This window comes from Dactylosporangium sp. NPDC050588 (assembly GCF_040654975.1).
Classification (GTDB): domain Bacteria; phylum Actinomycetota; class Actinomycetes; order Mycobacteriales; family Micromonosporaceae; genus Dactylosporangium; species Dactylosporangium maewongense.
Window position 1 is genome coordinate 122219 of the sequence record NZ_JBFAJA010000003.1, and the last position, 25171, is coordinate 147389.

20 protein-coding genes are annotated in these 25171 nt (G+C 72.4%); 2 read left to right on the top strand and 18 right to left on the bottom strand.

The window, feature by feature from the left end; genetic code table 11:
- Positions 1–41: 41 nt before the first annotated feature.
- The 16 genes from AB0I21_RS02995 to mraZ all read right to left on the bottom strand — a co-directional run bounded on the left by AB0I21_RS02995 (position 42) and on the right by mraZ (position 17857).
- Entirely contained in the window at positions 42–347 is a 306-nt protein-coding gene (locus AB0I21_RS02995; RefSeq protein ID WP_344503930.1) for a YggT family protein, read from the bottom strand.
- Positions 348–365: 18 nt separating this feature from the next.
- Positions 366–1103, bottom strand: a complete 738-nt coding sequence (gene sepF / locus AB0I21_RS03000; RefSeq protein ID WP_360558681.1) for a cell division protein SepF — start codon at positions 1101–1103, stop codon at positions 366–368.
- A gap of 127 nt (positions 1104–1230) precedes the next feature.
- A complete protein-coding gene (locus tag AB0I21_RS03005; RefSeq protein WP_344503928.1) occupies positions 1231–1932 on the bottom strand; it encodes a YggS family pyridoxal phosphate-dependent enzyme in 702 nt (233 codons plus the stop codon).
- Positions 1933–1991: 59 nt separating this feature from the next.
- Positions 1992–3095, bottom strand: coding sequence for a cell division protein FtsZ (gene ftsZ / locus AB0I21_RS03010; protein ID WP_344503927.1), 1104 nt, complete (start codon positions 3093–3095; stop codon positions 1992–1994).
- 227 nt (positions 3096–3322) lie between these two features.
- Positions 3323–3781, bottom strand: a complete 459-nt coding sequence (locus AB0I21_RS03015) for a DinB family protein (protein WP_360558599.1) — start codon at positions 3779–3781, stop codon at positions 3323–3325.
- Between the two features lie 88 nt (positions 3782–3869).
- A complete protein-coding gene (locus AB0I21_RS03020) occupies positions 3870–4634 on the bottom strand; it encodes an FtsQ-type POTRA domain-containing protein (RefSeq protein WP_360558601.1) in 765 nt (254 codons plus the stop codon).
- A 17-nt stretch (positions 4635–4651) separates the two neighbouring features.
- Positions 4652–6088: a UDP-N-acetylmuramate--L-alanine ligase gene (gene murC, locus AB0I21_RS03025; protein WP_360558603.1), complete on the bottom strand. Its 1437-nt coding sequence runs from the start codon at positions 6086–6088 to the stop codon at positions 4652–4654.
- Positions 6085–7191: an undecaprenyldiphospho-muramoylpentapeptide beta-N-acetylglucosaminyltransferase gene (murG, locus tag AB0I21_RS03030; RefSeq protein WP_360558605.1), complete on the bottom strand. Its 1107-nt coding sequence runs from the start codon at positions 7189–7191 to the stop codon at positions 6085–6087. The genes murC and murG overlap by 4 nt, the downstream gene beginning before the upstream one ends.
- Positions 7191–8684 (bottom strand): putative peptidoglycan glycosyltransferase FtsW, encoded by a 1494-nt coding sequence (locus AB0I21_RS03035; protein ID WP_360558607.1) that lies wholly within the window; start codon positions 8682–8684, stop codon positions 7191–7193. Before AB0I21_RS03035 ends, murG begins: the two co-directional genes overlap by 1 nt.
- A gap of 108 nt (positions 8685–8792) precedes the next feature.
- Complete coding sequence (mraY, locus tag AB0I21_RS03040; RefSeq protein ID WP_360558609.1) at positions 8793–9914, bottom strand: phospho-N-acetylmuramoyl-pentapeptide-transferase; 1122 nt, start codon at positions 9912–9914, stop codon at positions 8793–8795.
- Positions 9911–11299, bottom strand: coding sequence for a UDP-N-acetylmuramoyl-tripeptide--D-alanyl-D-alanine ligase (gene murF, locus AB0I21_RS03045; RefSeq protein WP_360558611.1), 1389 nt, complete (start codon positions 11297–11299; stop codon positions 9911–9913). The genes mraY and murF overlap by 4 nt, the downstream gene beginning before the upstream one ends.
- Complete coding sequence (locus AB0I21_RS03050; RefSeq protein WP_360558612.1) at positions 11296–12807, bottom strand: UDP-N-acetylmuramoyl-L-alanyl-D-glutamate--2,6-diaminopimelate ligase; 1512 nt, start codon at positions 12805–12807, stop codon at positions 11296–11298. The genes murF and AB0I21_RS03050 overlap by 4 nt, the downstream gene beginning before the upstream one ends.
- A 45-nt stretch (positions 12808–12852) precedes the next feature.
- Positions 12853–15264 (bottom strand): penicillin-binding transpeptidase domain-containing protein, encoded by a 2412-nt coding sequence (locus AB0I21_RS03055; RefSeq protein WP_360558614.1) that lies wholly within the window; start codon positions 15262–15264, stop codon positions 12853–12855.
- A 275-nt stretch (positions 15265–15539) separates the two neighbouring features.
- Positions 15540–16100: a hypothetical protein gene (locus AB0I21_RS03060; protein ID WP_344503916.1), complete on the bottom strand. Its 561-nt coding sequence runs from the start codon at positions 16098–16100 to the stop codon at positions 15540–15542.
- A gap of 36 nt (positions 16101–16136) precedes the next feature.
- Positions 16137–17090, bottom strand: coding sequence for a 16S rRNA (cytosine(1402)-N(4))-methyltransferase RsmH (rsmH, locus tag AB0I21_RS03065; RefSeq protein ID WP_354898078.1), 954 nt, complete (start codon positions 17088–17090; stop codon positions 16137–16139).
- 335 nt (positions 17091–17425) lie between these two features.
- Entirely contained in the window at positions 17426–17857 is a 432-nt protein-coding gene (mraZ, locus tag AB0I21_RS03070; RefSeq protein WP_344504031.1) for a division/cell wall cluster transcriptional repressor MraZ, read from the bottom strand.
- Positions 17858–18297: 440 nt separating this feature from the next.
- Between mraZ and AB0I21_RS03075 the strand changes: the two genes are divergently transcribed.
- Together AB0I21_RS03075 and AB0I21_RS03080 are read left to right on the top strand one after the other, a co-directional pair.
- Positions 18298–19542: a MurT ligase domain-containing protein gene (locus AB0I21_RS03075; RefSeq protein WP_344503914.1), complete on the top strand. Its 1245-nt coding sequence runs from the start codon at positions 18298–18300 to the stop codon at positions 19540–19542.
- On the top strand, positions 19532–20245 hold the full coding sequence (locus tag AB0I21_RS03080) for a glutamine amidotransferase (RefSeq protein ID WP_360558615.1): 714 nt from the start codon (positions 19532–19534) through the stop codon (positions 20243–20245). Before AB0I21_RS03075 ends, AB0I21_RS03080 begins: the two co-directional genes overlap by 11 nt.
- A 70-nt stretch (positions 20246–20315) precedes the next feature.
- Here the strand turns inward: AB0I21_RS03080 and leuS are convergent, their stop codons facing one another.
- Together leuS and AB0I21_RS03090 are read right to left on the bottom strand one after the other, a co-directional pair.
- Positions 20316–23153: a leucine--tRNA ligase gene (leuS, locus tag AB0I21_RS03085; protein WP_360558617.1), complete on the bottom strand. Its 2838-nt coding sequence runs from the start codon at positions 23151–23153 to the stop codon at positions 20316–20318.
- 212 nt (positions 23154–23365) lie between these two features.
- Positions 23366–25060, bottom strand: a complete 1695-nt coding sequence (locus AB0I21_RS03090; RefSeq protein ID WP_360558618.1) for a protein kinase — start codon at positions 25058–25060, stop codon at positions 23366–23368.
- Between the last annotated feature and the right edge of the window lie 111 nt (positions 25061–25171).

Genomic DNA, 25171 nt, shown 5'->3' on the forward strand with positions numbered 1-25171 from the left:
CTCGGGTCAGTTGCGGCCGCGTGGCCGCCGATCGGGGCGAGTCACGAGAACACCTCGATCAGTTGCCTTACCACGACGTTCATCAGCACGAACAGGATAACCAGCAGCACAAGCGAAGACAGGTCCACGGCCACGGTACCAATACGCAGCGGACGGATCACCCGCCTCAACGCTTTGAGCGGCGGATCGGTGACGCTCCACACCACTTCGAGCGCTGCCGCCGCGCCCCGGCCCGGTTGCCAGCGGCGGCCGAACTGCATCACATAGCCCATGACAAAGCGAGCGAGGAGCACCACCAGGAACAGGTAGAGCAGCAGATACACGATCTGCAGGGTGATGGACACCACGGCCGTTGAGTCCTCGCATCAGCTCTGGTTGAAGAACCCGCCCTCGGCGATCTTAGCTTTGTCCTCTGCGGTGACCTGGACATTTGCCGGAGAGAGCAGGAAGACCCGGTTGGTCACCCGCTCGAAGTTACCACGCAGGCCAAACACCAGTCCTGCCGCGAAGTCGACCAGTCGCTTCGCGTCGGCCTCGTCCATTTCGGTGAGGTTCATGATCACCGGGTGGCCGTCACGGAAGTGCTCGCCGATGGTCCGGGCCTCGTTGTACGTCGTGGGGTGCAGCGTCGTGATCGCGTAGCGGCGGTCGTCGGCCTCTTCCTCGACCACTGTCCGCTCCCTCGTCACCGGCTGCGGCGCGATCGCCAGGTTGTCTCGTGTCGGGTAGCTGACGGTCGTGGGTCGCGTGATCGAGCGCACGGTGCTGCGGCTCGCGGCGGCGGCGTCGCGCTCGGCCGCGGAGAGCCGCTCGGACGCCGTCAGGCGCTCCGAGGTCGTCATCCGCTCGGCGGCGGCGAGGCGCTCGGACGCGGTGAGCCGCTCCGAGGAGGAGGTGGAGAGCCGGTCCGACACCGAGAGCCGGTCCGACACGGAGAGCCGGTCGGACGTCATGCGGGCACGCGGCGCCGGCACCTCGTCGACGTCGTCCTCGTCGTCGGCGAAGTCGTCACCGTAGCCCCGGTAGTGACGGTCGTCGTAGCCCCGCTCGTCGTCGTCCTCGACGAGCCCGAGCCATACACCCGCCCTGCGCAGAGCACCCATGCGCGCTCCTCCGTCCACCGCCATGCGGCACTTCCCCCCGTTGTCGGTGCCACCGATCACGATGGTGTGACACCGCCCCGCCGGCGCAGAACCACACCCGTGTAGTTTTTCCGTTCCCGCGGCCAGGCTACCCCAGTGGGGGTCGATTTCCGAGCAATGCGCTACCGACACGGACATGTGTCGAGCCGTGCGAAATCGCGGATTCGAGGTCGTCGCTCATGCCGGCGGAAATCCAGTCCGCGTCCGGAAAGGAGATCCGCAGGCGGGCGGATACGGCGGCGAGTCGCTCGAATGCCGCGTCCGGATCCCATCCGAGCGGCGCGACGGCCATCACACCTTTGAGTGTCAAAGCGGGGCTCGCCGCGATTGATTCGGCCACCTGTTCGATAATTCCGGTGACCGCGCCGCCGCGGTGCTCGTCGTCGTCGAGGCTCACCTGCACGAGCGCGCCCAGCGGCGTGTCGCGCCCGGCTCGCACCGCGGCGTCCGTCAGCGCGTCCACCAGCCGCAGGCTGTCCACGGAGTGCACGACCGACGCGTACGAGGCGACCGAGCGCGCCTTGTTGCGCTGCAGCTGACCGATGAAGTGCCAGCGCAGCTCGGCGGGGCACGCGGAGGCCTTGGGGGCGGCCTCCTGGTCCCGGTTCTCCCCCACGTCCAGCACGCCCAGCGAGGCCAGGCGGGTCACGTCCTCGGCGGGGTACGTCTTGGTGACCGCGACCAGGGTCACCTCGTCGGCGGCCCGCCCGGCGGCCCGGCAGGCCGACGCGACCCGGGCGCGGACCACAGCCAGGTTGTGTTCGATCTCCGCGGTCCGTGCGTCGCCCACGTGGCCCTCCGAGCATGCGAAACGAATCGGGTGGGCCCCGGAGGACCCACCCGATTCTTTCAGGCGCCGTTCTTCAGGAAGTCCGGCACGTCGACGTCGTCGAACAGCACCCGCCGGGGCGGCGGCGGGGCCTGGCGCTCGACCGGGGCCGGCTCCTTCGGCTGGTGGTGGTGCTGCGGCCGCGGGGCGCGGGCCTCGACCGGCCGGTAGGCCGGCGCGCCGCCGTCGAACCCGGCCGCGATCACCGTGACGCGCACCTCGTCGCCGAGCGCGTCGTCGATGACCGCACCGAAGATGATGTTGGCGTCGGGGTGGGCCGCGTCGGTGACCAGCTGCGCCGCGTCGTTGATCTCGAACAGGCCGAGGTCGGAGCCGCCGGCGATGGACAGCAGCACCCCGCGCGCGCCGTCCATGCTCTGCTCCAGCAGCGGGCTGGAGATCGCCGACTCGGCCGCCTCGACGGCGCGGTTGTCGCCGCGCGCGCTGCCGATGCCCATGAGGGCGCTGCCGGCTCCGCTCATGACGCTCTTCACGTCGGCGAAGTCGAGGTTGATCAGGCCGGGCGTGGTGATCAGGTCGGTGATGCCCTGGACACCGGAGAGCAGGACCTGGTCGGCCTGCCGGAAGGCGTCCATCATCGAGATGCCCCGGTCGCCGAGCGCCAGGAGCCGGTCGTTGGGGATCACGATGAGCGTGTCGCACTGGTTGCGCAGCTCCTCGATCCCGGCCTCGGCCTGGACCTGCCGGCGCTTGCCCTCGAACGAGAACGGCCGGGTGACCACGCCGATCGTCAGCGCGCCGAGCTTCCGCGCGATGTTCGCCACCACCGGCGCGCCGCCGGTGCCCGTGCCGCCGCCCTCGCCACAGGTGACGAAGACCATGTCGGCGCCCTTGAGCACCTCTTCGATCTCGTCCCGGTGGTCCTCGGCGGCGTTCTTGCCCACGTCGGGGTTGGCGCCGGCGCCGAGCCCGCGGGTCAGTTCCCGGCCGACGTCGAGCTTGACGTCGGCGTCGCTCATCAGCAGGGCCTGGGCGTCGGTGTTGATCGCGATGAACTCGACGCCCTTGAGGCCAACCTCGATCATGCGATTGACGGCGTTGACCCCGCCGCCGCCGATGCCGACGACCTTGATGACCGCGAGATAGTTGTGCGGATGTGTCATCGGACTGCCTTTCCTTTCGAGGTTGGCGAGCGCCGATCCCTTCCCGGAGCCGTCAGACTGGTGTAGCCCGGCCCCGCGACGGGCGGCGTCCGCCATGCAGACGCACTGGATGTGGGTCCCGCAAACCCTCACCCTTTACTAGAGGCTTATAGTTATGTCAACTAATGCCTTATCGCAAGGTAAGGGCCCGACTGTCGCGATCCAAGGACCGCCGCCCGGCGTGTCGGCTATTCCCCGACGACGCCGTCGACCAATTCCCTAACGGCGTCGAGGTGTCCGTTGTGACGGGCGGTCTCCTCGATCATGTGCAGAAGCACCCAGCGGACCGCGACGGGCGCGCCGTGCCGCGGTGCCGCGGCCGTCCCGTCAAGATCGACGTCGCGCATCAGGGCGCGCGAGACGTCGCATTGGCGCCGGTACCGGTCGAGGTTGCCGGCCAGGGTGGCACCGGGCACCCGGCGCCAGTCCGCGTCGGGGTCGCCGGCGCTCCACGGCACCGGCACGTCCAGCCCCGCGACGACCCGCTCGAACCAGTACGACTCGACCGCCGTGAGGTGCGACACGAGCCCGGCGGCGCTGGTCAGCGGCGACGCCGGCAGCGGCGTCCGCCAGGCGTCCTCCTCGGCGAGCCCGGCACACTTCACGTGCACGGTCTCCCGGTGCCAGTCGAGCCACCCGAGCACCATCGCCCGCTCATCGCCGGCGAAAGGGACGTCAACACGGTTCACCGCGCCAGCGCCCGCTCATCGCCGGCGAAAGGGACGTCAGCACGGTTCACCGCTCCAGCACCACCCCGGGCGCGCTCACGTCGAGCGTCTTGTCCGGCAGGATCTTCGTGACCTGCAGCACCCTGACCTTCGCCTCGTTCTGGGTCGCGTCGCCCCACACGACCGTGCGGCCCTCGGTGAGCTCCAGCCGCACCCGCGTCGGCGCGTCGGCGGCCAGGGCCACCATCTGCGACCGCAGCCACGGCGGCAGCGCCGCCAGGACGGTGAGCGCTGCCCGGGTGGCGGGGTCGCCGGGGGCGGGCGCGGCGAGGCGCACCACCGGCAGCCCCGCCGGCGCGGAGCCGACCGGGAGGAACGCCACGCCGTCGGCGTCCAGCAGCACGAACCCCAGCGCCGCCGGCACCACGGCGATCCCCGTCCGCTCGCGCACCGCGAGGACCAGGGTGCGCGGGTAGTCCTTGGACGCGGTGACCGTCCGGACCGGCTTCAGCGTCCGCACCCGCCGCTCCACCGCGGCGAGGTCGAGCCGGGCCAGGGGCGTGCCGGTGGCGACCCCGGCCGCGTCCTGGACGTCCTGGGCCGTCAGCGCCGACACTCCGGTGACCCGGATCCCGTGGACCCCGAGCACCGGCGTGGCGTAGACGACGGCGACGGCCCCGCCGAGCAGCGCGACGACGCCGAGCCCGACCAGCCAGGACAGCACGACGCGGAGGCGGTGCCGCCGGGCCCGCTGCGCGAAGCGGCGCTGCGACGAGCCGGCGGGCGCCGAGCGGGGTGCCAGGACCAGCCGCCAGCCGCGCGTGGACGTCAAGGGCGGTCAGTCCCCGGTCATTCGCCGTCGGGGCGGTTGTGCCGGCCGACGTAGCCGTCGCCGGCGTTCTTGAGCGCGGCGAGCAGCTCGTCGCCCATGAGGGAGATCGGCGGCGCGCCCATCGTGACGACCACGTCGCCCTCCCGGACGCGGGCGACGACCTCGTCCGCCACATCGTCCCACGACGGCACGAACACCTTGCGGTCCTCGGGCAGGTCGACGGCGGCGGTCAGCGCGACCCCGCCCTCCCCCGGCTCCCGGACCTCGCCCGGGCCGAACACCTCCATGATGATCGCCTCGTCGGCCAGGGACAGCGCGGCGGCGATCTCGGTCAGGTAGTCGCGGGTGCGGTACATCCGGTAGGGCTGGAACACCACGATGAGCCGCCCGTCGCCGGCGACCTCGCGCAGGGTGCGCATCGCCGCCTCGATCGGGACGTGGTGGTACGCGTACTCGTCGTAGATCCGCACGCCGGCCTCGGCGCCCTTGAACTCGAAGCGCCGCCGCACCCCGGGGAACGTCGACAGCGCCTCGATCGCCGACTCGGCCGGGATGCCGAGCCGCAGGGCGGTGAGCAGCGCCCCGGCCGAGTTGAGGCCGAGGTGCGCGCCGGGGATCGGCAGGTGCACCTCGCCGAGCGGCACGCCCTCGTGGTGCGCCACGTAGCGCACGCCCTGCGCGGAGGAGCGCACCTCCGTCAGGCGCAGGTCGGCGTCGGGGGCGGTGCCGTAGGTGACGACGTCGCCGCCGGCCTCGCGGACCCGCACGATCATCCGCTGGGCGCCGGGGTCGTCGGCGCAGGTGACCACGAAGCCGCCGGGCTCGACGCGGGCGCAGAACTCGACGAACGCGTCCTCGAGGCCCTGCAGGTCGCCGTACGTGTTGAGGTGGTCGGCGTCGATGTTGGTGACGACCGCGACGTGCGGGTTGTAGAGCAGGAACGACCGGTCGCTCTCGTCGGCCTCGGCGACGAACAGCTCGCCGCTGCCGTGGTGGGCGTTGGAGCCGACCTCGGAGATCTCCCCGCCGATGACGAACGACGGGTCGAGCCCGGCGTGCTGGAGCATGAGGGTGATCATCGACGTCGTGGTCGTCTTGCCGTGGGTACCGGCGACCGCGACGCTCCTGCGCCCGACCATCGTGGCAGCGAGGGCCTCGGAGCGGTGCATGAGCCGCAGCCCCCGCTCCCGGGCCGTGACGAGCTCGATGTGGTCCTGCGGGATCGCGGTCGAGTAGACGACCGTGTCGACCCCGTCGAGGTTGGCCGGCTGGTGCTCGCGGAAGATCGTGCCGCCGAGCGCCTTGAGCGCCGCCAGCTGCGGCCACTCGCGCAGCTCGCTGCCGGACGTGGGGATGCCCCGGGTGAGCAGGAGCCGGGCGAGCCCGCTCATGCCGACCCCGCCCACCCCGACGAGGTGCACCCTGCCGAGGTCCTCGGCGGTCAAATCCGTCATGCTCCGACCACCTTCAGCAGGTACCGGCGAAGGGCCTCGTCGCCGTCGCGGCGACCATAACCGGCGGCGGCGCGGCTCATCGCCGCGAGCCGGGCGCCGTCGCGCACCAGGGGCACCACGGTGTCGGTGACCCACTCCGGGGAGAGGTCGCCGTCCTCGACGATGAGGCCGCCGCCGGCCTCGACGACCGGAAGCGCGTTGCGGCGCTGCTCGCCGTTGCCCCACGGCAGCGGCACGTAGATGGCCGGCATACCGACCGCGGCGGTCTCCGCGCAGGTCATCGCGCCGCCCCGGCACAGCGCCAGGTCGCCGGCCGCGTAGCCGAGCTCCATCTCCGACAGGAACTTGACCTTCACGTACGGCGCGGGCAGGCCGGTGGGGACCTCGACGTCGTCGTTGCGGGCGCCGATGATGTGCAGCACCTGCACCCCGGAGCCGGTGATCTGCTTCGCCGCGCCGGACACCGCCAGGTTGATCGAGCGGGCGCCGGCCGACGCGCCGAAGACGAACAGCGTCGGCAGGTGCGGATCGAGGCCGAAGTGGGCGCGGGCCCGCTCCCGCAGCGCGGCCCGGTCGAGGGTGGCGATGCTCTGCCGCAGCGGCACCCCGACGACCTCGGCGTGCGCCACCGACGGGATCTGCTGCGCCTGATGGGGGAAGCCGAGCACGATGTGCTTCGTGAAGCGCATGCCCATCTTGTTGGCCACGCCCACGGGCACGTTGACCTCGTGGATGATCGTGGGGGTCTTGCGCCGCCACGCGGCGAGGTAGGCGGGGACGGAGACGTAGCCGCCGAACCCGACCACCGCGTCCGCCTCGACCTCGTCGAGGATCTCGCGGGTCGCCTTCGCGGACTTGTACATCCGGTCCGGGGTGCGGACCAGGTTCATGTTCACGGAGCGGGGCAGCTGGAAGGCCGGGACGTGGCGCAGGTCATAGCCGCGCTGCGGGATGATCTCACCCTCCATCCCACGCTCCGAGCCGATACAGGTGATCCGCAGACCCGGGTCGTGCCTGCGGAGGCAGTCGGCGAAGGCGAGCAGCGGGTAGATGTGCCCGCCGGTGCCTCCGCCGGCCAGCACCACGGAGCGCAGCGCTGCCATCAGGAGCTCCTTCCGCGGGTCCGCCCTGGGCTGCCGCCCTGCGGCGTCAGTGGACGACCCGTCGCGCGTGTCGAGGGGACGTCACCGTCACTGTCGGCGCGGGCGCGCGGCAGCGGCGGCAACGGCGCCCAGAGTAGTCGCACCCACTTTCGCGGCGGACGGGCATGCATGGCTCTGGCACAGTCGGGCTCGGCGCGGGCCGCGGAGCTGAGCATCCCGGCCGCGCCGAGGGCCACGACCAGGGCGGTGCCGCCGTCGGAGATGAACGGCAGCGGCAGGCCGGTGATCGGCATGAGCCCGACCACGCCGCCGATGTTGATGATCGCCTGCCCGACGAACCAGATGGTGATCGCGGCGGCGGCGAGCCGGCGGAACGGGTCCTCGACCCGGCGGGCGATGCGCAGCCCCGTATAGGTGAGCATGCCGAACAGGACGAGGACGACCAGGCAGCCGACGACGCCGAGCTCCTCGGCGACGATCGCGAAGATGAAGTCGTTGTGCGCGTTGGGCAGCCGGCCCCACTTCAGCTGGCTCTCGCCGAGCCCGACGCCGAACCAGCCGCCGTTGCCGATCGCCCACAGCCCGCGCAGGTACTGGTAGCGCCCGTTCTGCGCCTCGGGGTCGATGGACGGGTCGAAGAACACCTTGATGCGGGCCAGCCGGTAGTCCTTCTCGGCCGGCAGGAGGATCAGCGCGAGCACGCCGGCGACGGCGAGGCCGCCGAGCCAGGCGAAGACCGGCAGCCGCGCGCCGGCCGCCCACAGCAGCCCGGTGAAGAGGACCACGAGGCAGATCATGGAGCCGAGGTCGTTGTAGCCGACGAGGAGCAGCAGCGCCACCGTCACCGGCAGCAGCGGCATGAACAGCTCCCGCCACGACAGGATCGTGCGCCCCTTGCGCACCAGCAGGTCGGCGCCCCAGACGACGAGGGCGACCTTCGCGAGCTCCGCCGGCTGGACCTGGATGCCGCCGAGGTGCAGCCACAGGTCCTCGGCCCAGATCGGGCCGAGGTGGATCGGCTTCACCTTCTCGCCGGGCGGGGTGCGGCTGGCGGCGAGCCAGCCCATCAGGTCGACGAAGGCCATGAGCGCGAACGCGGAGATGAGCAGCGGCACGGCGATGGCCCGGAACGTGCGCACCGGCAGCCGCTGGCAGACCCAGAACACGACGAGCCCGACCACGGCGAAGATCGTCTGCTTGAACACCGGGCCGAACGGGTCGCCGGTCTCCGCGACGCCCTCGATGCCGGTGACGGAGAACACCATGGCCAGGCCGATGAAGACCAGCAGCCCGACGCTGGACAGCAGCAGGTAGTAGGAGGCGAGGGGCCGGTCGAGCAGGCCGCGCAGCGCGTCGAACCAGCCGAGGAGCCCGCTGCCGGGCGGTGCGGGCACCGCCGCCTGGCCGGCCGGCGCCGGTGGCACCGACGCGGCCGCCGCTGGTGGCACCGACGCGGTCGCCGCCGACGTGTCCTGCTCCCCATCGCCCCGCATGGGGACCATCATGCCGCCGGGACCCGCGGGGTCTGGCGACCACGGGGTCCCGGCGTGTCGGACCGGTTCGATGTCCGGCGCGCCGTGATGCCGGCCGGACGCGCGGGGTCAGCCGGAGCCGCTCATCACCCGCAGGAAGTCGGCGGCGAACAGGCCGAGCGACGCGGCCATGCCCAGGCCGGCGATGATCCAGAAGCGGACCACGATGTTGACCTCGCTCCAGCCGGCGAGCTCGAAGTGGTGCTGCAGCGGCACCATCCGGAAGATGCGCTTGCCGGTCGTGCGGTAGGAGCCGATCTGCATGATCCACGTCACGACGATGATGAAGAACAGCAGGCCCATCAGCGGCAGCAGCAGGACGGTCTTGGTCGCCACGGCGAGGCCGGCGATGAGCGAGCCGAGCGCCATGGAGCCGGTGTCGCCCATGAAGATCCGCGCCGGTGACGTGTTCCACCACAGGAAGCCGACCAGCGCGCCGACGGCCGCGCCGGCGATGAGCGCCATCTCGAGGGGGTCGCGGACGTCGTAGCAGTAGCTGGCGGTGTACTCCGGGTCGGCGCACCAGTGCCGGTACTGCCAGAACGCGATCGCCATGTAGCTGCCGATCACCAGGATCGACGTGCCGGTCGCGAGGCCGTCGAGGCCGTCGGTGAGGTTCACCGCGTTGGACATCGACATGACCACGAACACGAAGAAGACGACGGCGCCGATCTTGGTGATGTCGAGCCAGTCGATGTCGTGCACCCACGACAGCTTCGGGCTGGCGACCGTGGTGACGACGGCGTCACCGGTCTGCTTCGCCGGCACGTACAGGGCGATCGCGCCGAAGATCGCGCCGATCAGCGCCTGGCCGATGAGCTTGCCGCGCTTGTTGAGCCCGTCGCTGTTGCGCTTGGCGACCTTGAGGTAGTCGTCGAGGAAGCCGAGCAGGCCGGTGAAGACGAACAGGCCCAGCAGCACCACCGCGGTCGCGGTCGGGCCGCTCGGGCGCAGCTGCTGGTCCGGCAGCGTGGTCAGCGCGATGTGCCCGCCGGTGTAGGCGATGAGCGTGGCGAAGATGAACACCACGCCGCCCATCGTGGGCGTGCCCTTCTTGCCCAGGTGGCCCTGCGGTCCGTCGGCGCGGATCGGCTGGTCGGCCTTGAGCCTGGTGAAGTACTTGATCGCGATGGGGGTGCCGAACAGCGAGATGAGGAACGCCACGAACGCGGCGACGAAGACGGCCCTCACCTGACGCCCGCCCGCAGGGCGTCGGCGATATCCCACGTCCGGTACCTGGATCCCTTGACCAGAACCACGTCGCGGGGCCGCAGCTCGGCGCGCAGCAGCGCGACGGCGGCCTCCTGATCGGTCACGAGCACCGGGTCTCCTCCCCAACTCGCCACGACGGACGCACCGTGCAGGATCGGCGCGGCCTGCTCGCCCACGGCCACGAGGCGGTCGACGCCGAGCTCAGCGGCGAGACGACCGACCTCCTCATGTCCGGTTCGCTCATACTCACCGAGCTCTGCCATGAAGCCGAGCACGGCGATCATCCGCCGCCCGCCGGCCACCGCGACGAGCGCCCGGAGCGCCGCCGCCATGGACGCCGGATTGGCGTTGAATGAGTCGTCGATGACCGTGACATCGTCGGCACGGTCGAAGACATCCATCCTTCGGCTCGACAAGCCCTCTAGATCGCCGAGTGTGGCGGCGATCGTGGCCGGATCCACACCGGCGTGCGACGCCACGGCAGCGGCGAGTAACGCGTTGCCGACCTGGTGCCGTCCGGCGACGTCGAGCCGCACCCGGACCGGGTCGGTGCCCGGCAGGTGCATCGTGAAGCCGAACCGGCCGCGGCCGAGGTCCTCGACGTCGGTGGCCCGGAAGTCGGCGGTCTCCGACTCGCCCGCGAATTGCACCGGCGCGGCGCTGCGCGACGCCATCGACCGGACCCGCTCGTCGTCGGCGTTGAGGATCGCGAGACCGCCCGGGCGCAGCGCCTCGACGAGCTCCCCCTTGGCGAGGGTGGTGCCCTCCAGGGAGCCGAACTCGGCGATGTGCGACGTGCCCACGTTGACCACGACCGACACGTCCGGCGGCGCGATGTCGCACAGGTACCGCAGATGCCCGACACCGCGCGAGCCCATCTCCAGCACCAGGAAGCGGGTTTCGGCGGTGACCTTGAGCACCGTGTACGGGGTGCCGAGCTCGTTGTTCTCCGACCCGATGGTCGCCACGGTCGGCCCGGCGGTGCGCAGCAGCGCCGTGATGAGGTCCTTGGTGCTCGTCTTGCCCGACGAGCCGGTGACCGCGACGACGGTCAGCGCGTCGCCGATCCGGTCCAGCGCGGCCCGGGCGAGCAGCCCGAGGGCGGCGCGAGGATCGTCGACGACGATCGTGGGCACGCCGTCGACGGGCCGGCTGCCGAACACCGCGACGGCGCCGTCGGCGACCGCCTTGGCGGCGAACTCGTGGGCGTCGACCTTCGCGCCGGCGAACGCGACGAACAGGCCGCCGGGGGCGACCTTGCGCGAGTCGTACTCGACCGGTCCGTCGACGACCGCGTCGCCGGAGCCGCCGTGCAGGGTGCCGCCGACGACGGCGGTGATCTCGGCGACGGTGAACGGGATCACGACGTCACCGCCCGCAGCGCCGCGGCGAGCTCGACCCGGTCGTCGAACGGCAGGACCTCGCCGCCGACCTCCTGGCCGCGTTCGTGGCCCTTGCCGAGGACCGCCACCACGTCGCCGGGCCGGGCCTGGGCGACCGCGTGGTCGATCGCGGCGCGCCGGCCGTCCACCTCGACGACGGTCGCGGCGGCGCCCCGGGTGCCGGCGAGCACCTCCGCCCGGATGGCCGCGGGGTCCTCGGTGCGGGGGTTGTCGTCGGTGACGACCACCAGGTCGGCGCCCTCCGCGGCGGCCCGGCCCATCAGCGGCCGCTTGCCCCGGTCGCGGTCGCCGCCGGCGCCGACGACGCAGATGACGCGGCCGCCCCGGGACGCGGCGAGGGTCCGCAGCGCGGCGAGGACCTCGACCATGGCGTCGGGCTTGTGCGCGTAGTCGACGACGCCGAGCACCTCGCCGGGGGCGTCGACCCGCTCCATCCGGCCGGGCGAGCCGGGCGCCTCCGCGACGGCCTTCGCCGCGACGGCGAGGTCGACGCCGACGGCGACGAGCGCGGCGATCGCGAGCAGCGCGTTGGCGACGTTGTGCCGGCCCGGCAGGCCCACGCCGGACGCGACGGACACGTCCCGGCGGGTGACGGTGAACCGCTGGCCGTAGCCGTCGGGCGTGATGCCGGTGGCGCGGACGTCGGCGGCCGGGTCGCCGGCCGCCGAGTAGGTCCACGACGCCGGCTTGCGCAGCCGCATGACCCGCTCGTCGTCGAGGTTGAGGATCTCGGTGGCGGCGCGGCCGTCGAACAGCTTGGCCTTCGCCGCGTAGTACGCCTCGACGTCGGGGTGGAAGTCGAGGTGGTCCATGCCGAAGTTCGTGTACCCGGCGGCGGCGAACCGGACCCCGTTGACCCGGCCGAGCTCCAGGGCGTGGCTGGAGACCTCCATGACGACGGCCTCGACGCCGCGCTCGAGGCCGGCGGCGAACAGCGCGTGCAGGTCCGTCGCCTCGGGCGTGGTGCGGGCGCTGTCGATGGTGAGGTCGCCGAGGCGGGTCTCGACCGTGCCGATGAGGCCGGTGACCTGACCGGCGGCCCGCAGCCCGGCCTCGACGAGGTACGCCGTGGACGTCTTGCCGGCGGTGCCGGTGATGCCGATCGTGGTCAGCTGCCGGGTCGGCTCGCCGTACACGTGCGAGGCGATGCCGCCGAGCGCCGCGCGCGGGTCGTCGACGACGATCGCGGGCAGGTCGCCCGTCAGCCCGCCGAGCTGCGCGAGGCCGGCCGGGTCGGTGAGCACGGCGACCGCGCCGGCCTCCTTCGCCTGGCCGGCGAACTGGGCGCCGTGCACCCGCGACCCGGGCAGGGCCGCGTACAGGTCACCGGGGCGCACCGCGGAGCTACTGTGGGTCACGCCGGTGACGGCGACCTCGCCGTCCTGCGCCACCATGGGCGCACCGGCGAGAGCCGCCAGCTCGACGGCGAGCACGGGGCGGACACTCCTCGGTCGGGGATAGCCGGGCACGGGGTCAGACCCTACCCGTCCCGCCGGGAAGCGGCAGAGTCGGTGTCACGGGTAGATCGTCAGCTTCGGCGGCTCGGTGCCCGTCGGTGCCACCCCGAAGCTACTGAGGGTGACCGCCATCATGTCCTTGAACAACGGCGCGGCGACGGAACCACCCGCGCCGCCGGGCACGTGCGCGGTGACGGCGACCACGTAGCGTGGTGCCTCCGCCGGCGCCATGCCGATGAACGACACCACGTCACCTGGCGCGTAGCCGCCGTCCTTGGGCAGCTTCGACGTGCCGGTCTTGCCCGCGATCCGGTAGCCGGGGATCGCCGCCTGGTGGCCGGTCGCGTCGTCGAGCGTCGTGACGCCCTCCAGCATGGTGCGCAGCTGCTGCGCGTACACCGGATCCATGACCCGCCGGGTCGCCTGCGCGGGCGGCCTGGTCTCCGTGCCGTCCGGCGCGATGATCTTCCGGACCAGCGTCGGCTGCACCCACAGGCCGTCGTTGGCGATCGCGCCGTAGACGGCGGCCATCTGGATCGCGGTCGTCGCCACGCCGTTGCCGATCGGGATCGAGCCGGGGCTGGAGCCGGTCCACTCGCCCGGCGGCAGGAGCTGCCCCGGCGACTCGTTCGGCAGGCCGACGCCGGTGCGCTGGCCGAGGCCGAACTTGCGCTGGTACTCGTACAGCTTGTCCTTGCCGAGCATGTCCGCGACGGCGATCGTGCCGACGTTCGACGACAGCGCGAGGATGCCCGGGATGGTCATCGGCGTGCCGTCCCGCTGCGGCGGGTGGTCGGTGTAGGTGGTGTCGCCCTTCTTCACCTTCGAGTTGACGGTGATCGTCGACGACGGCGTGATCAGCCCCTCCTGCAGCGCGGCGCCCATGACGATCGCCTTGTGGATCGAGCCGGGGTCGAAGACCGTCGCCGTGCACTGGTCCTTGAGGTCCTCGGGGTCCGACTTGCCGGGGTCGTTGGCGGCGAACGACGGGTAGCTCGCCATCGCCATGACCTCCATGGTCCGGCTGTCGAGCACGATCGCGGTGCCGAAGGACGCGCCGAGCGCCGCCATCCGGTCGCCGAGCGACTTCTGCACCAGGAACTGCAGGTCGCTGTCGATGGTCAGCTCGACCGAGCTGCCGGGGCGGGCCGGCTTCAGCTCCTGCACGCCCTGCGGCAGCGGCTTGTTGAGCTCGCCCTGGCCGCGCTCGTACGTGTGCATGCCGTCGATGCCGCGCAGCTGCGCGTCGTACGCCTTCTCGATGCCGAGCTGGCCGGACAGGTCGGACCTGCTGGTGTAGCCGACCACGTTGGACGCGAAGTCGTAGCCGGGCACGTGCCGGCGCTCGTCACGGCCGATCTCCAGCGCGCCGGCGAAGCTGAGTTTGGCGATCCGCTCGCTGTCCTCGATCGAGATCTGGTGCGCGACGTACTCGTAGCGGATGTCGGTCTTGCCGTCGGCGCCCTTGTGCGGGGTCAGCTTGCGCACCAGGTCGGAGCGCAGCACCCCGTAGTCCGCGAGGATCGCGAACAGGTCGTCGGCCGCCTTCTCCGGGTCCTTGATCACCTGCGGGTCGGCGGCGACGTAGCGGGTCTCGACCGAGTGCACGATGATCTTGCCGTTGCGGTCGAGGATCGCGCCGCGGGACGCGGGCAGGACGTCGTGCACCAGCCGGGCCTTGAGCCCCTGGGCGGCGTAGGCGCTGGCGTCGGTGAGCTGCAGCTGGACGAGCCGGATGGCGATCGCGGCGAACATCAGCAGCGCCAGCACCGTGGCCAGCCGCAGCCGGCGGCGCGGCTCGGCGAGCTTCGGCGCGCGGTTGGCGCGTGGCAGCCGCGGGACCCGGACCCGGCTCTGTTTGCGGGGTTTGCGCACCGGGGTGGTTCGTCTCGCCGGTGTGCGGGCGGCGCCGGTGCGCTTCAGCGGTAGCGCGCCGGACCTGGCCTGGGCCGTCCTCGGCAGGCCCGTCCGGGCCCGCGGGTCCGTGGCCCGCTCGTCCGGCGCGGTGTGCCCGTCCCGCTCGCGGGACCGCGGGCCGGGCTGCTCCCGGTCGATGCCGATCCTCGCGGCCCGCTGGTCCGCGGCGCGCGGACCGGCCGTCCTGCGCGGATCGGCGGTCCTGCGGGCATCCGCCGCGCCGCGCCGGTCGGTCGTCCTGCGTGGGTCGGTGGTGCCGCGCGGCTCGGTGGTGCCGCGCGGGTTGGCGGTCCTGCGCGGGTCGGTCGTGCCGCGCGGGTTGGCGGTCCGCCGCGGGTCGGTCGACCGCCGCGGGTGCTGGTCCGCGGCGGTGTCCGGATCGCGCGGGCTGTCGGCGGCCCGGCCGGCGGCGCGGCGGCCGGTGTCGGCGCGGCCGCCCTGCAGCACCTCGAGCGCCGGCCGGAACGGGTCGCCCCGCCCCGTGCCGCCGTGCTCGACCGACGCGTCGCGGACGGAGCGGCCCCGGGGCGTGTAGCGACGCGCCTCGGACATCGTGCCGCGCACCGGCGGCTCGGCCCCGGAGTCGGTCCCGGGACTGGCCCTGGGGTCGCCGGCACGGGAACGGGCGGCCGCACCGGCACCCCCCGCGCCTGCGCGACCGCCCGTCCGCTGTCGGCCGGCGTCACTGCCGCGACCGGCCTCCCGTCCGGCGCCCCCGCGCCGCTCGGTGCTGCTCCGCCGATCAGGAGTGTCGCCAGCCATCGTCCTGCAACTTCCCGTTGTTGAGTTTGGCTTCGTCGCTGTGCCTCGGATGTGCTTCTAGCTGCTTACTTGCCGGGGCCGGGCATCTCGAGCCGGCTGCCGTCGGGCAGCTGCAGGTACGCCGGCGTGCGCGACGGCACGAGGCCCAGCCGCTTGGCCCGCGCCGCGAGCGTCACCGGCGACTCCTTGTCGGCCAGGTCGCTGCGGAGCCGCGCCTCGTCACGGTCGAGGGTGCTCTGCTTCGTCCTGAGCGCGTCGAGCCGGAACGCGTTCTCGGCGATCCGCGTGTTGAGCACGAGGATGCCGATCACGCCGAGGAGCACCAGCACGAGCACGAGCGCCACGAACGGCGCGCGCGGCGCGGTGACCGGCGCCGGTGGCGCGACGCGCAGCCTCGGCCGCTGCTCGTCCCGGACCTTCTTCTCCTGCGGCGCCCGCCGCTCCCGCGCCGGCCTGTCCTGCGGTGCAGGCTGGGTGGTCCCCCGATCCGGCTGGAGCGCGGTCGCGCCGTCGATCGGCGCGTCGCTCCGCTCGTCAACCTGGCGCGCCGTGGTCCGGCCCCCCGACCGCGATGCACCCTGCTGACTCCTGCGCGGCCGGTCGGCCGGCAGTGTCGTCACGTTCATCTCACACCTCCCCCAGAGGTTGTGCCTTTGTTGCAGTTACTTGCTGTCCGCGGGTTGCTTGCGCTCGACGGCTCTGAGCCGCACGGACGCCGCCCGCGGGTTGGCCGCCACCTCGGCCGCGTCGGGGAGCTCGGCTCCCCTGGTGAGGACTCTCAGCTCCGGCTCGCTGCCCGCCGGCACGAACGGCAGCTCGACCGGCACCGTCGACCGCGACCGCCCGGCGATCGCCTGTTTGACCAGGCGGTCCTCGAGCGAGTGGTACGACAGCACGACCATCCGGCCGCCCGGCTTCAGCGCGTCGAGCGCCGCCGGCAGCGCCCGCTCGAGCACGGCGAGCTCGCCGTTGACCTCGATCCGCAGTGCCTGGAACGTGCGTTTGGCCGGGTGCCCGCCGGTCCGCCGGGCCGGCGCCGGGATCGAGTCCCGGACCAGCTCGGCCAGCCTGGCGGACGAGTTCAGCTCCCCCTTGCCGCGCTCCCGGAGGATCGCCTGCGCGATCCGGGAGGCGAACTTCTCCTCCCCGTACACCCGCAGGACGCGGGCGAGATCGCCGTGGCTGTAGGTGTTGACCACCTCGGCCGCGGTGACGCCCCGCGTCTGGTCCATCCGCATGTCCAGCGGCGCGTCCTGGGCGTAGGCGAACCCACGGTCGGCCTCGTCGAGCTGCATCGACGACACCCCCAGGTCGAACAGCGCTCCGTCGATCCCCTCACCGTCCAGCACCTCCTCGAGCTCGTCGTAGACGGCGTGCACGAGGCGGGTCCGGTCCGCGTACGGCGCCAGCCGCTGCCCCGCGAGGCGCAGCGCCTGGGTGTCGCGGTCCAGGCCGAGCAGCCGCACCTCCGGGTGCGCCAGCAGCACGGCTTCGGCGTGCCCACCGAGGCCGAGCGTGGCGTCCAGGTGCAGCGCGCCCGCGCGGTCCAACGCCGGGGCGAGCAGCTCGAGGCAGCGCTCGAGCAGCACGGGAACGTGAATGTCCCGCTCCCCCATCGTCGACCCCCTACCGCGGCGGGTTCGCGGCCCGCCGTCGTGCTGAACGTTGCTGTTCCCTGTGCTCCGGTGAGCTGAAACGTGATTCACGTCCTGCTTCGCGGGTCGGCGGCGGCTTCCGGTGCGCTGCTGCGCATTCCGTGCGGTGCTGTGCTCCGGCGCGCTGCTGTGCTGATCGCGCGCCGCGGTGCGTTTCGGTGCGGTAGTGCACGAGCGCCGTACCGCCAGCTCCCCATCCGCTCGCTCCGCCCTGGCGCCGGGGAAGTGGCGTCAGGACCTTGGAGCGGCTGGAGAGCTCGCGGCACGGCGTCCGACCGGGTGCCTGCAGATGGACCTCACAGCCCGCCCGGCAGCACCCCCTCCTCGATCCCGGCGAAGTCGTCTTCGCTTTCGGCAAGGTAGGTGTCCCATGCCTGGCGGTCCCAGATCTCCACTCTGGTGCTCGCGCCGATCACGACGAGCTCGCGGTCCAGCCCGGCATACTCGCGGAGATGCGGCGGGATGGTGACCCGACCCTGACGGTCGGGGACCTCGTCGTGAGCACTGGCGAAGAACACCCGGCTGTAGGCCCGGGCGGCCTTGTGGGTCATCGGTGTCGCACGAAGCTGTTCGGCGATCCGGGCGAACTCGGCGCCGGGAAACACGTAGAGACAGCGCTCCTGCCCCTTGGTGATCACGACACCTCCCGCCAGCTCATCCCGAAACTTGGCCGGCAGGATCAACCGGCCCTTGTCGTCCAGGCGGGGAGTGTGGGTGCCGAGAAACATCGACATCCACCCCTTCCCACCGCGAACGGTCCCCCCGGGGCCGGCCGAGCCCCCCGGCTCCGCCATCGCGCTCCACTGTACTCCACTTCCCTCCACCGTCAACGAGAAAACACCGGAAGTGACATCGGCGTGCGTGAAGAAATCCCACGTCAAACGGGGTGCGCCGGGGTGGAGGGCGGTTGGCCGACCGGTCACCCATACGGTCGGTTCGGCTGATCGTAAATGTGGACAAACCGCCTATGAGGTCGAACTTCGCCGGTGCTTTATGGCTCCGTTAAGGTCCTTCGCGGCGTCGGCCCGGAGTCGGTGGAGGGAAGTGGAGGGTTCTGGGACGAGCGGTGGGGTGAGCCCGCGGTCGGTTGTCGGACGGTGGACGGCGTTGGGTGCGTGATCCGTGGCAGGTAGGGTCTGCGGCATCGCCGGAAGACAGTGGAAGTGAGATGACGGACCACAAGCTCCCGATGCGGGCGAAGCTCGCCACATCGTTGTCGCGCGGCGCTGCCGCACTGTCCCGCGCCACCGGCCGGGGTGACGGCTCCGTCATCGGCGGCCGGCTCGCCCTGATGGTCGACCCCAACCTCCTCGCCGAGCTCGCGGCGGGCCGGGAGATCGCCCTGATCTCGGGCACCAACGGCAAGACCACCACTACGCGGCTCACCGCGGCCGCCATGGGCGTGCTCGGCGACGTCGCCACCAACAGCCTCGGCGCCAACATGCCCACCGGGCACACGTCGGCCCTGGCGAAGGCGGGCGCCACGCCGTATGCGGTGCTGGAGGTCGATGAGCACTACCTGAAGCAGGTCCTCGACGCGACCCGCCCGAGGGTCGTCGCGCTGCTCAACCTCAGCCGCGACCAGCTGGACCGGGCCAAGGAGGTCGCGATGATGGCGGCCCTGTGGCGCGACGCGCTGCCCGGCCGCGACCTGCACCTCGTCGCCAACGCCGACGACCCGATGGTGGTGTGGGCGGCGGGCAAGGCGGTCGCCTCCGGCACCGGTGTCACCTGGGTCGCCGCGGGCCAGCGCTTCCACGACGACTCGTGGGTGTGCCCCGAGTGCGGCGCCTCCATCTTGCGCAACGGCGACCAGTGGGCCTGCGTCGCCGGCAACCTGAGCCGGCCGGTGCCGACCTGGGCCGTCTCCGGCGACGGGGTCGTCGACAGCACCGGCGCCTATCACCACATCGAGCTGCAGCTGCCCGGCCGGGTCAACCGCGCGAACGCCGCGACCGCCCTCGCCGTCGCCGCCCACTTCGGCGTCCCCCCGGCGAAGGCCGTGCCCGAGCTGGCGAAGGTCGCCTCGATCGCCGGCCGCTACGCGGTCGTCGAGCGCGACGGCAGGGTCGTGCGCCTGCTGCTGTCGAAGAACCCGGCGGGCTGGCTCGAGGCCTTCGACATGGCCGACGACGTGCCGACACTGCTGTCCATCAACGCCCGCGACCCCGACGGCCTGGACACGTCGTGGCTCTACGACGTGGACTTCTCGCCCCTGCGCGGGCGGCGCGTCCTCGTCACCGGCGACCGGGCCATGGACCTCGCCGTCCGGCTCGAGGTCAACGAGGTGCCGTTCGAGCACGTCAAGTCGTTCTCGCAGGCACTGACGCTGATCCCGCCGGGCCGTCTCGAGGTCATCGCCAACTACACCGCATTCCAGGACATCCGAGCGGAGCTGGACCGTGTCAACTGAGTCGCGTCTGCGCCTGATCTGGCTGTACCCGGACCTGCTGTCCACGTATGGCGACCGGGGCAACCTGCTGATCCTGGCCCGCCGCGCCGACCTGCGCGGCCTGCCGGTCGAGTGCGCCGAGGTCCGCGCCGACCAGGCCGTGCCGTCCGACGGCGACGTGTACCTCATCGGCGGCGGCGAGGACGGCCCGCAGGCCCTGGCCGCCCAGCGCCTGATCGCCGACGGCGGCCTGCGCCGGGCCGTCGACCGGGGCGCCACCGTCTTCTCCGTGTGCGCCGGCTACCAGCTGCTGGGCAACTCCTTCTACGCCAAGGGCGCCAAGTGCGCGGGCCTGGGCCTGCTCGACCTGGACTCCGACCGCGGCGAGACCCGCGCCGTCGGCGAGCTGGCCGGCGAGTGCGACCCGGCGCTGGGCCTGCCGATCCTCACCGGCTTCGAGAACCACGGCGGCCGGACCCACCTCGGGTCCGGCGTCCGCCCCCTGGCCCGGGTCACCGCCGGCATCGGCAACGACGGCCGCTCCGAGGGCGCCTGGCACGGCCGGATCCTGGGCACGTACTCCCACGGCCCGGCCCTCGCCCGCAACCCCGGCATCGCCGACCTGCTCCTGCGCTGGGCCACCGGCATGACCATGGAGCCGATCGACGACCGCTGGCCGACCCGGCTGCGCGACGAGCGCCTCGGCGCCGTCCTCAACAAGTAGTCGCCGCACACGCGAAGGGCGCCCCCGGGGAACCGGAGGCGCCCTTCGCCGTGCTGTGTCGCGCGAAGGCCTAGACGACGACCGAGACCATGCGGCCCTGCACGACGATGACCTTCTTCGGGGTCTTGCCGGCCAGCTGCGCGGCGACCTCGGCCAGGGCGGCCTCACGGACCGCCTCCTCCGGGGCGTCGGCGGCGATCTCGAACGTGCCGCGGACCTTGCCGTTGACCTGCACCGGGTACTTCACCGACTCGGCGACCAGGAACGCCGGGTCGGCGACCGGGAAGTCCGCGTAGGCGATCGACGACCCGTTGCCCAGGCGCTGCCACAGCTCCTCGGCCAGGTGCGGCGCGAACGGCGAGACCATCCGCACCAGCGGGTCGACGACCTCGCGGGGGGCGCCGGACGGGGAGACCTGGGTGGCGCGGTTCGTCAGCTCGATCAGCTTCGCGATCGCGGTGTTGAAGCGCATCTCCTCGATGTCGACCCGGACGCCGTCGATGACGCGGTGCAGCAGGCGGCGGGTCTCGTCGTCCAGGGCCGCGTCGGTGACACGGGTGGCGTCGGTCTGCTCGTCGACGACCAGGCGCCAGACGCGCTGCAGGAAGCGCTGCGCGCCGACGACCGCGCGGGTCTCCCACGGGCGGGACACGTCCAGCGGGCCCATGGACATCTCGTAGACGCGGAAGGTGTCGGCGCCGTACCGCTCGCACATCTCGTCGGGCGTGACGACGTTCTTCAGCGACTTGCCCATCTTGCCGTACTCGCGCTTCACCGGAGCGTCGTTGTAGAAGAACTGCCCGGGTGAGCGCTCCTCGACCTCCTCGGCGGGCACGTAGACGCCGCGCTCGTCGGTGTAGGCGTACGCCTGGATGTAGCCCTGGTTGAACAGCTTGCGGAAGGGCTCCTCGCTGCTGATGTGGCCCAGGTCGAACAGCACCTTGTGCCAGAACCGCGCGTACAGCAGGTGCAGCACGGCGTGCTCGACGCCGCCGACGTACAGGTCCGCGCCGCCGACGTCGCCGGGCTTCTGCGGGCCCATCCAGTACCGCTCGTTGTCGGCGGCGACCATGTCGTCTTTGTTGGACGGGTCCAGGTAGCGCAGCTCGTACCAGGACGAGCCCGCCCACTGCGGCATGACGTTGGTCTCGCGGGTGTACGCCTTGGGCCCGTCACCCAGGTCCAGCGTCACCTCGACCCATTCCTTGGCGCGCGACAGCGGCGTCTCGGGCATGCTGTCGGCGTCGTCGACGTCGAACGTCCGCGGCGAGAAGTCCTCGACCTCGGGCAGCTCGACGGGCAGCATCGAGTCGGGCAGGCCGATCGGCAGGCCGGTCTCGTCGTACACGATCGGGAACGGCTCACCCCAGTACCGCTGCCGGCTGAACAGCCAGTCCCGCAGCCGGTACGTGATGGCGCCGACGCCGTGCCCCTCGGCCTCCAGCCACTCGATGATCCTGGCCTTCGCCTCGACGACCCCCAGACCGTCCAGGAAGGAGGAGTTGATCGCCGGGCCGTCGCCGGTGAAGGCCTTCCCGTCGAAACCGTCGGTGGGCCGCACCGTCCGGATGATCGGCAGGTCGAAGACCTCGGCGAACTCCCAGTCGCGCTCGTCCTGGCCCGGCACCGCCATGATCGCGCCGGTGCCGTAGCCGGCCAGCACGTAGTCGGCGATGAAGACCGGGATGCGCGAGCCGTTGACCGGGTTCACCGCATACGCGCCGGTGAAGACGCCGGTCTTCTCCTTGGCGTCGGCCTGCCGCTCCACGTCGGACTTCCCCGCCGCGAACGCGCGGTAGGCGGCGACCGCCTCACCCGGGGTGGCGTGCCCGCCGGTCCAGACCTGCGGGATGCCGTCCGGCCAGGCGGCGGGGACCAGCGAGGAGACCAGCTCGTGCTCCGGGGCCAGCACCATGTACGTGGCACCGAACAGCGTGTCGGGGCGGGTCGTGAACACCCGGATCGCGGCACCGGTGTCGGTGCCGAAGTCGACGTGCGCGCCCCGGGACCGGCCGATCCAGTTGCGCTGCATGGTCTTGACCTTCTCCGGCCAGTCCAGCCGCTCCAGGTCGTCCAGCAGCCGGTCACCGTACGAGGTGATCCGCATCATCCACTGCCGCAGGCTCCGCTTGAACACGGGGAAGTTGCCCCGCTCGCTGCGCCCGTCGGGGGTGACCTCCTCGTTGGCCAGCACGGTGCCCAGCCCGGGGCACCAGTTGACCGGTGCCTCCGAGATGTACGCCAGCCGGAACCCGTCGATCACCTCGCGCCGCTCGACCGGCGTCAGGTCGGCCCACGCGCGGCCGTCCTCCAGCGCCCGCGCGCCGGAGGAGAACTGCTCGATCAGCTCCTCGATCGGGCGGGCCTTCTGCGCGTCGGTGTCGAACCAGGAGTTGAAGATCCGCAGGAAGATCCACTGGGTCCAGCGGTAGAACTCGGTGTCGGTGGTGGCGACGCTGCGGCGGTCGTCGTAGGCCAGCCCCAGCCGGCGCAGCTGGCCACGGTACCGCTCGACGTTGGCCTCGGTGGTGACCCTCGGGTGCGTGCCGGTCTGCACCGCGTACTGCTCGGCGGGCAGGCCGAACGCGTCGAACCCCATCGGGTGCAGCACGTTGTAGCCGGCCATGCGGAAATACCGCGTGTAGCAGTCGGTGCCGATGTAGCCCAGCGGGTGGCCGACGTGCAGCCCCGAGCCGGACGGGTACGGGAACATGTCCATCACGTACAGCTTCGGCGCGCCCGCACGCGGGTGGCTCGGGTCGCTGAGCGGGCCGGTCGGGTTCGGCGCGTAGAAGGTGCTGTGCTCCGACCAGTAGTCCTGCCAGCACGCCTCGATGTCCGCCGCCATCCCCGCCGTGTAACGGTAGGGCGGGATGTCGACCGCTCCGTCGGTCACAGCCTCACTCATGACTTCTCGCCGCCTTCGGGTCTCGGGTGTCCAACATTGTCCGGGCATGAAAAAACCCCTCACGCAGGAGGGGTCGCCGTGCGGACGCAGTCAGTGCGTCAGCACGGCTCGCTAAGAAGCCGGACAGCCCATGTCATGCCTCGGAGTGTACCGCAGGGTCCGCGCCCGCTCGCAGCGCGTTTGGACCGGGCCCGGGCGAGCGGCGCGGTGGTTCAGTCACGGACGGCGGCCGGTACACCACCGGAGCACCGCACCTCGAACCGCAGCCGCTGCCCGGCCAGGCTGAACTCCACCCGCGACTTGTTGCGCGGCCCCGCCTGCAAGGAGACCAGGCTGCCACCGGCGGCGGGCTCGGCGCCGGTGACGTTGACCTGGTCGCCGGCGCACGCCGCGACGACGACCCCGCCGGGCGTGCCGATCCTGACGGGCGGCCCCTCCACCGGGGTGGTCTGCCCCCTGCCGGTGTTGCCGGTGTGCCCGGGGTTTCCGTTCCCGTTCGCGGCGTCTGTACCGACTGGGGCGCCGCCGCCCGATCCGCCGGCTCCGCCGGACGTGCCGCCGCTCCGACCGCCCGCACCGGCGCTCTGGCCGGCGTCCGCCGGGGTGTCCGGGGTGGCCGGGGTGTCCGGCGAGCCGGTCGCGGCCGGCACGCGGCGGGCCGCCCCCACTGTGACCTGCGGCTCGCTGGTCGGGCGGCTCAGCGCGAACGTCACCAGCAGCGCGGCCACCGCCACCACGACCGCCATCCCGGCGAGCACCCGCCGCCGCTCACCCGCGTCGTCACCGACCGTGCCCGTCGCGCGCTCTTCCTCGGCCGGCGCGTCCGTCGCGGGCTCTTCCTCGGCCGGCGCGTCCGTCGCGGGCTCTTCCTCAGCCGGCGCGTCCGTCGCGGGCTCTTCCTCGGCCGGCGCGTCCGTCGCGGGCTCTTCCTCAGCGGGCGCGACCGGGACGGGGTCGACCGGGGCGGTGGCGTCGCCGATGGCCGTGGTGTCGTCCGTCCGGGCCGCTGCTCCGGCGGCCGTCAGCCGCGGCGGCACCGCCGGTACCAGATGCAGCTCTTCGGCATTCGGACGCGGCGACACGCCCGCCGCCTCGGCGAGCACGGCCGCCGCCTCCTCCGCGGACGGGCGGGCCGCGGGCGCCTTGACCAGGCAGCGCATGCACAGGTCCCGGACCTGCGCCGGCACGCCCGGCAGGTCGGGCAGCGGATCGGGTGCGACGGTCACGTGCGAGCGCAGCATCTGGGCGGTGGTCTCGCCGTCCCACGGCAGGCGGCCGGTGAGGCACCGGTAGAGCAGCATCCCGAACGCGTACACGTCGCTGGCGGGCACAGCCTCGTCGCCGACGAGCCGCTCCGGCGCGAGATAGGCGGGCGTGCCGAGGACCAGGCCGGCGTCGTCGAGGCCGCCGTCCGGGTCGCCGTGGACGCCGACGATGCCGAAGTCGAGGAGCTTCGCCGCGCCCGGGGTGAGCACCACGTTGCCGGGTTTGACGTCGTGGTGCACGAAGCCCTCGGCGTGCGCGGCGGCCAGGCCGGCGGCGACCTCGGCGCAGACCCGGATCGCCGCGGCGGGGCTGAGCGGGCCCGCGGTCAGCCGCTCGGCGAGCGTCGGCCCGCGCAGCAGCTCCATCACGACGAACGGGCTGCCGCCGGCGGTCTCGCCGTAGTCGTAGACACCGGCGACGTTCGGGTGCGAAAGGCTCGCCGTGGCCCGCGCCTCGGTCCGGATCCGCTGGCGCCAGGCGGGGTCGGCGGCGAACGGGCCGGCGAGCACCTTGACAGCGACGGCCCGTCCGAGGACCTCGTCGCGGGCGTCCCAGACGACCGACATGCCGCCTTCGCCGAGCCGGTCGGCGAGGCGGTAGCGACCGTTGAGGAGCTGCCCGACATTCTGCTCCTCGTGCATGGGTCCAGTCTGCCGGAATCGGCGCCGGCCGCATCCCGGCAGATCCGTTTGTTGGACATTTGCGGGGGTACGTGCGGCTCGCCGCGGGCCCGCGGAAAAAACGTCGCGGAC

Coding starts and splice junctions, on each gene's coding strand:
- sepF (WP_360558681.1), bottom strand. CDS start 1,103: ATGGGTGCTCTGCGCAGGGCGGGTGTATGGCTCGGGCTCGTCGAGGAC.
- ftsZ (WP_344503927.1), bottom strand. CDS start 3,095: ATGACACATCCGCACAACTATCTCGCGGTCATCAAGGTCGTCGGCATC.
- AB0I21_RS03015 (WP_360558599.1), bottom strand. CDS start 3,781: ATGGTGCTCGGGTGGCTCGACTGGCACCGGGAGACCGTGCACGTGAAG.
- murC (WP_360558603.1), bottom strand. CDS start 6,088: ATGACGGATTTGACCGCCGAGGACCTCGGCAGGGTGCACCTCGTCGGG.
- murG (WP_360558605.1), bottom strand. CDS start 7,191: ATGGCAGCGCTGCGCTCCGTGGTGCTGGCCGGCGGAGGCACCGGCGGG.
- AB0I21_RS03035 (WP_360558607.1), bottom strand. CDS start 8,684: ATGCGGGGCGATGGGGAGCAGGACACGTCGGCGGCGACCGCGTCGGTG.
- AB0I21_RS03055 (WP_360558614.1), bottom strand. CDS start 15,264: ATGTCCGAGGCGCGTCGCTACACGCCCCGGGGCCGCTCCGTCCGCGAC.
- AB0I21_RS03060 (WP_344503916.1), bottom strand. CDS start 16,100: ATGAACGTGACGACACTGCCGGCCGACCGGCCGCGCAGGAGTCAGCAG.
- rsmH (WP_354898078.1), bottom strand. CDS start 17,090: ATGGGGGAGCGGGACATTCACGTTCCCGTGCTGCTCGAGCGCTGCCTC.
- mraZ (WP_344504031.1), bottom strand. CDS start 17,857: ATGTTTCTCGGCACCCACACTCCCCGCCTGGACGACAAGGGCCGGTTG.
- AB0I21_RS03075 (WP_344503914.1), top strand. CDS start 18,298: ATGACGGACCACAAGCTCCCGATGCGGGCGAAGCTCGCCACATCGTTG.
- leuS (WP_360558617.1), bottom strand. CDS start 23,153: ATGAGTGAGGCTGTGACCGACGGAGCGGTCGACATCCCGCCCTACCGT.
- AB0I21_RS03090 (WP_360558618.1), bottom strand. CDS start 25,060: ATGCACGAGGAGCAGAATGTCGGGCAGCTCCTCAACGGTCGCTACCGC.